The sequence below is a fragment of the Streptomyces sp. NPDC058086 genome (genome assembly GCF_042885015.1).
In the GTDB taxonomy this organism is placed as follows: domain Bacteria; phylum Actinomycetota; class Actinomycetes; order Streptomycetales; family Streptomycetaceae; genus Streptomyces.
In genome coordinates this window covers 1-5041 of the sequence record NZ_JBHVST010000231.1, presented here as the reverse complement: position 1 = coordinate 5041, position 5041 = coordinate 1, and the positions used below count along the sequence as shown (strand labels likewise).

The window sequence follows — 5041 nt, the reverse complement described above, 5'->3', positions numbered from 1 at the left end:
CAGCGGTGCGTGGAGCCCCTCGCCGCTGGATCAGACGTGGGCCGGGCAAGGGAGCCGCTGCTCGATCCGAACGTAAGCGACGGGCTTGCGACGCACCGCCACGGCCCCTCGCGTCGCATGGCGGCCTCGCGTCGCACGGCGGCCACGCGTCGCACGGCGGCCACGCGTCGCACGGCGGCCACGGGTGGTCGGCGGCCGCGGGTGGTCGGCGGCCGCGGGGGTCAGTCGTGGTGTGTTGTGGGCTTGCGGCGGGGGGTTGCCGAGCGGGGTGGGGTCGTGCGCATGTGGGTGCGGACCCGGCCCAGTACGTCGCTGAGTGTGGTGATGTCCGAGCGGTTCAGGGGTGTGACGAGGAGTCTGCGTACGACCCCCACGTGGCCCGGCATCACTCGGCCGAGGAGCTCCTGGCCCTGTGGGGTGGCCGTGACATTGACGCTGCGTTCGTCGTCCGCCGAAGGTGCCCTGGTGACCAGTCCCGCCTTGGCCAACTGGGCCACCTGATAGGTCAGTCCGCTGCGGCTGTGGACCAGACGGTCGGCGATGTCGGTCATCCGCAGCTGCCCCTCGGGGGCCTGCCCGAGCACGGCGAGGATCTGGAACTGGGTGTAGCTGAGGCCGCCCTCGTCGCGCAGCTGCTGGTCGACGGCGTGCTGGAGCAGGCTGCCGACCTCCATCAGGGCGAAGTAGGCGGCCAGTTGCTCCGGATCCAGTCGCTCGGGATCGGGGGGCGGGGTGTCGGGCATGGCCAAGAGTTTACTTGCTGCGAATTCGAAGCAGAAGTAAGGTCGCCATGTGCTTCGAATTCGCAGCATCTTCCTCAGTGAAGGGGGGACTGGTCATGAGCATGGCTTATCTCGCGCAGGCCGATCAGCAGCAGAAGCTCGAGTGGCTCGACGGTGGTGTCTTCGCCGTGTTGCTGGACAGCGCGGCCACCGATGGGCAGCTGACCGTCGGGCGGTTCAGCGTCAACAAGGGCGAGGCGCCGCCGTACCACCTGCACACCCGTGAGGACGAGGTCTTCATGCTGATCAAGGGCACCGCGCTGGTCTGGTCCGACGATCAGGAGATGGAGCTGTCCGAGGGCGGCATCGTCTATCTGCCCAAGAACGTCCCGCACGGCTACCGGATCACCTCCGACACCGCCGACCTGCTGATGATCTGCACCCCCGGCGGCATCGAGGGCATGTTCCGGCACGCCGGACGCGATCTGGCCGCACCTCGGCCCGAGGGTTTCCGGATCGCGCCGGAGCTGCTGGCCGAAGCCGCCGACAAGTACGGACAGGTCGTTCTGGGACCGCCCCGCTGACCGACGCCCACCCCCGCTCACCGATGAGAGGTCCCTCATGACCCAGCAGCAACGCCAAGCCCTTGATGAGCTCCTTCGGCACGCGCCGTTCGACATCGGCGGTGAACTCGGCGAACAGCGCGCCCTCTTCCACGAGATGATCGCGTCCGTACCGCTGCCCGAAGACGTCACGGCCACGCCGGGCCGGCTCGGTGGCATACCGGTCGTCACCGTCGAGACTCCGGGTAACGATTCTTCGGCTGTGGTGCTCTACTTCCACGGCGGCGCCTACGCCCTCGGCTCGGCCGCCGACTCCGTGGGACTGGCCGCCGACGTGGCCCGGCGTGTCGGGGTCCGTGCCGTCTCGGTGGACTACCGGCTGGCCCCGGAGCATCCGTTCCCCGCGGCCGTCGACGACGCCGTGGCCGCCTATCGCGCCCTGCTCGCGGACGGGACACCCAGCTCCGAGGTCGCGTTCGTCGGCGAGTCCGCGGGCGGCGGGCTGGTGGTGGCCACGCTCGTCGCGCTCAAGGAGGCGGGGCTGCCGCAGCCGTCGTCGGCCGTGGTCTTCTCCCCATGGGCCGATCTGACCCTGTCCGGGGACAGTCTGACCGGCAAGGCCGACGTCGATCCCGCGCTGACCGCGAAGGGACTGCAGATCCGCGCCCGCGACTACCTGGGCGAGACCGACCCCGCCACGCCACTGGCCAGCCCGGTCCACGCCGACCTGACGGGGCTCGCGCCCCTGCTCATCCAGGTCGGTTCGCACGAGATCCTGCTGGACGACGCCGTACGACTGGCAGCCCGCGCGGCCGAGCACGACGTGGCGGTCGAGCTGCAGGTCTGGCCCCAGGTCCCGCACGTCTTCCAGGGATTCGCCGCGCTGCTCGACGACGCCGACGCCGCGCTGACCTCCGCCGCCGCCTTCACCCGGGCGCACTGGCCCGCCGACTGACCTCGGACCGGCGCTACTTGGACGACCTGATGCCGAGCGGGCCGCCGATCTCCTCGGCCATGACCCGGCCCGCCTCCTCCGCGAGGACCTCCTCGCCGAGGTCCTGGTCGGTGTCGAGGCCGTTGAGGTCGTCCAGGGGCTGGTTCAGACGGACGTGGGCCACCAGGGACTGGAGGGCGCGCAGGGCCGCCGAGGTGGTGGACCCCCAGTTGGAGAAGTAGGAGAACTGCCACCACCACAGGGCCTCGGTGGTGCGGCCCGCGCGGTAGTGGGCCATGCCGTGGCGCAGATCGGTGATGACGTCCGCGAGGTCGTCCGAGATGCGGCAGGCCACCGGGGCCTTGCGCGGTTCGTACGGGTCGAACACCTCGGAGTAGACGTCGATCGGCTCCAGCATGACCGCGAGGCGCTCGCGCAGGTCGTCGACGTCCGGCTCCGGACCGAGGTCCGGCTCGTAGCGCTCGTCGGGGACGATGTCCTCGTGCGCGCCGAGACGGCCGCCGGCCAGCAGCAGCTGGGACACCTCCAGGAGGAGGAAGGGCACGGCGGAGTCGGGCTCGTCGCCCTTCGCCACTTCGGTGACGGCGACGATGAAGCTCTCGACCTGGTCCGCGATCTGGACCACGAAGTCGTCGGGGTCCTGGCTGGTCGCGTGCAGCGTGGCGTCAGACATCTAGGAGTCGTCTCCCCTCGAAGGCGCGGCCGAGTGTGACCTCGTCCGCGTATTCCAGGTCGCCACCCACCGGGAGGCCGCTGGCCAGGCGGGTGACCCTGAGGCCCATGGGCTTGATCATGCGGGCGAGGTACGTGGCCGTCGCCTCGCCCTCCAGGTTCGGGTCCGTGGCGAGGATGAGCTCCGTGACCGTGCCGTCGGCGAGACGCGCGAGGAGTTCCCTTATCCGGAGGTCGTCCGGGCCGACGCCCTCGATCGGGCTGATCGCGCCGCCCAGCACGTGGTACTTGCCCCGGAACTCGCGCGTCCGCTCGACCGCGACGACGTCCTTGGGCTCCTCGACCACACAGATGACGGTCAGATCCCGACGCGGGTCGCGGCAGATGTTGCACAGTTCCTCCTGCGCCACATTGCCGCAGGTCGCGCAGAAGCGGACCTTCGCCTTGACCTCCATGAGGCACTGCGCGAGCCGGCGGACGTCCGTCGGCTCGGCCTGCAGGATGTGGAAGGCGATCCGCTGCGCGCTCTTGGGACCGACGCCGGGCAGCCGCCCCAACTCGTCGATGAGGTCCTGGACCACGCCTTCGTACACGGACTGCCGCCCTTCCTGGAATCTTTCAGTACGTACGGTAGTTGGCCGCCGCCGGTCTTAGAAGGGCAGGCCGGGGATGCCACTGCCGCCGAGGCCCTGGGCGAGCGGGCCGAGCTTCTGCTGCTGGAGCGCCTGGGCGTTCTCGTTGGCCGCCTGGACCGCCGCGACGACCAGGTCGGCGAGGGTCTCGGTGTCCTCGGGGTCCACGGCCTTCGGGTCGATGACCAGGGCGCGCAGCTCACCCGAGCCCGTCACCGTCGCCGTCACCAGACCGCCGCCCGCCTGGCCTTCGACTTCGGTGCGCGCGAGTTCCTCCTGCGCGTTGGCGAGGTCCTGTTGCATCTTCTGGGCCTGCTGGAGCAGCTGCTGCATATTGGGCTGGCCACCACCGGGAATCACGATCAGCTCCTGGTCCGTACGGCTGTCTGGACGGGGTTTTCCCGTTCAGCACGAGCCTACGTGGTTGGCGGGGCCGTCGCCCAAGCACTCTTTCGAGTGAGACGATCTCGAAGCCTATACCTGACCAAGACCCTCTTCCGGGCGGAAAAGCGGCGAAACCCGGGCCATCGCCACCCATTGGGCGGTAGGAAGGGGGCGGCGCTTCGGCACCACGCGTCACTTGACATCACACACCGTCACCAGACACAACGTCACCAGCAACATCACCAGCTTCGTCGTCCTTCGCCAGTAGGGAGTGCCGGGTGAGCCAGCCGGAGATGCAGCCCGAGGGGCCGCCCCAGGACGGGCGGGACGACGGGGCCGCGGGGACCCGGCCGGGTGATCTGACCGGCCGGGCGTTTCCGCTCGGGGACTGGGGGGAGCCGGCCGAGCGGCTCCATGAGCTGTACCGGTGGGTGGAGCGGGGGGCACTCGACACGGCGTCCTGGTATCTCGCGGACCGGGTGTGGAAGCGGCGGGGGGCGCGGGTGCTGCGGGGCGGGGCGGCGGCGGGGGCGGTGGCCGGGGCCGCGCTTCCCCTGCTGGACCTCACGGGAGTGGTCGGCGGGGTCGCCCCCTGGGGGTATCTCGCGCTGCTGCTCGGGGTCGCGTGCATGGCCGGGGACCGGTTCTTCGGGGTGACCTCCGGGTGGATAAGGGACGTGGCGACCGCGCAGGCCGTGCAGCGGCGGTTGCAGGTGTTGCAGTTCGACTGGGCGTCGGAGAGTGTGCGGGAGGTTTTGGGGCCGACGGAGGGGACCGCCAGTGAGGCGGCGGATCGGTGCCTGGGGGTGCTGCGGAGGTTTTCGGAGGATGTGACGGAGTTGGTGCGGGTGGAGACGGCGGACTGGATGGTGGAGTTCCGGACCGGGCCCGCGCCGCTGGGCATCCAGTCGTCCCTGGCCGGGGTTCCTCGGGGGGAGGGTGCGTCGCCTGGGCGGCTGCCGTTGCCGCCGGGCACCCGCCCGAACATGCCCCGCCAGCGCCCCCCGGAGCCGCGCTAGCGTTCCCTCGCCCCCGCCGCCCCTGCCCGACCCATCCCCAGGGGCTCCGCCCCTTCGACCCCGCCGGGGGCAAAGCCCCCGGAGCCCCCGCGGG

The 5041-nt window shown here is 70.8% G+C and carries 7 protein-coding genes; 3 read left to right on the top strand and 4 right to left on the bottom strand.

Annotated features, from left to right (window positions below; genetic code table 11):
• Positions 1-221 precede the first annotated feature (221 nt).
• Positions 222-743: a MarR family winged helix-turn-helix transcriptional regulator gene (locus tag ACFVWD_RS57325; RefSeq protein ID WP_389607050.1), complete on the bottom strand. Its 522-nt coding sequence runs from the start codon at positions 741-743 to the stop codon at positions 222-224.
• 95 nt (positions 744-838) lie between these two features.
• Here ACFVWD_RS57325 and ACFVWD_RS57320 point away from each other — a divergent pair, with 95 nt between their 5' ends.
• Both ACFVWD_RS57320 and ACFVWD_RS57315 read left to right on the top strand, forming a co-directional pair.
• On the top strand, positions 839-1306 hold the full coding sequence (locus tag ACFVWD_RS57320; protein WP_389607049.1) for a cupin domain-containing protein: 468 nt from the start codon (positions 839-841) through the stop codon (positions 1304-1306).
• A gap of 37 nt (positions 1307-1343) precedes the next feature.
• Positions 1344-2240 (top strand): alpha/beta hydrolase fold domain-containing protein, encoded by an 897-nt coding sequence (locus ACFVWD_RS57315; RefSeq protein WP_389607047.1) that lies wholly within the window; start codon positions 1344-1346, stop codon positions 2238-2240.
• Positions 2241-2253: 13 nt separating this feature from the next.
• On the opposite strand, the gene ACFVWD_RS57310 is transcribed toward ACFVWD_RS57315, so the two are convergent.
• Genes ACFVWD_RS57310 through ACFVWD_RS57300 form a run of 3 tightly spaced genes read right to left on the bottom strand, consistent with a single transcriptional unit; the run spans position 2254 to position 3904 of the window.
• Positions 2254-2913: a DUF5063 domain-containing protein gene (locus tag ACFVWD_RS57310; RefSeq protein WP_095853427.1), complete on the bottom strand. Its 660-nt coding sequence runs from the start codon at positions 2911-2913 to the stop codon at positions 2254-2256.
• The gene (gene recR / locus ACFVWD_RS57305) at positions 2906-3505 is read right to left on the bottom strand and encodes a recombination mediator RecR (RefSeq protein WP_095853428.1); all 600 of its coding nucleotides are present in this window, start codon (positions 3503-3505) and stop codon (positions 2906-2908) included. Before recR ends, ACFVWD_RS57310 begins: the two co-directional genes overlap by 8 nt.
• Before the next feature lie 57 nt (positions 3506-3562).
• Positions 3563-3904, bottom strand: coding sequence for a YbaB/EbfC family nucleoid-associated protein (locus tag ACFVWD_RS57300; RefSeq protein WP_075033091.1), 342 nt, complete (start codon positions 3902-3904; stop codon positions 3563-3565).
• Between the two features lie 302 nt (positions 3905-4206).
• On the opposite strand from ACFVWD_RS57300, the gene ACFVWD_RS57295 reads away from it, so the two are divergent.
• On the top strand, positions 4207-4947 hold the full coding sequence (locus tag ACFVWD_RS57295; RefSeq protein WP_389607045.1) for an SLATT domain-containing protein: 741 nt from the start codon (positions 4207-4209) through the stop codon (positions 4945-4947).
• Positions 4948-5041 lie beyond the last annotated feature (94 nt).

Coding starts and splice junctions, on each gene's coding strand:
- ACFVWD_RS57310 (WP_095853427.1), bottom strand. CDS start 2,913: ATGTCTGACGCCACGCTGCACGCGACCAGCCAGGACCCCGACGACTTC.
- ACFVWD_RS57325 (WP_389607050.1), bottom strand. CDS start 743: ATGCCCGACACCCCGCCCCCCGATCCCGAGCGACTGGATCCGGAGCAA.
- ACFVWD_RS57315 (WP_389607047.1), top strand. CDS start 1,344: ATGACCCAGCAGCAACGCCAAGCCCTTGATGAGCTCCTTCGGCACGCG.
- ACFVWD_RS57320 (WP_389607049.1), top strand. CDS start 839: ATGAGCATGGCTTATCTCGCGCAGGCCGATCAGCAGCAGAAGCTCGAG.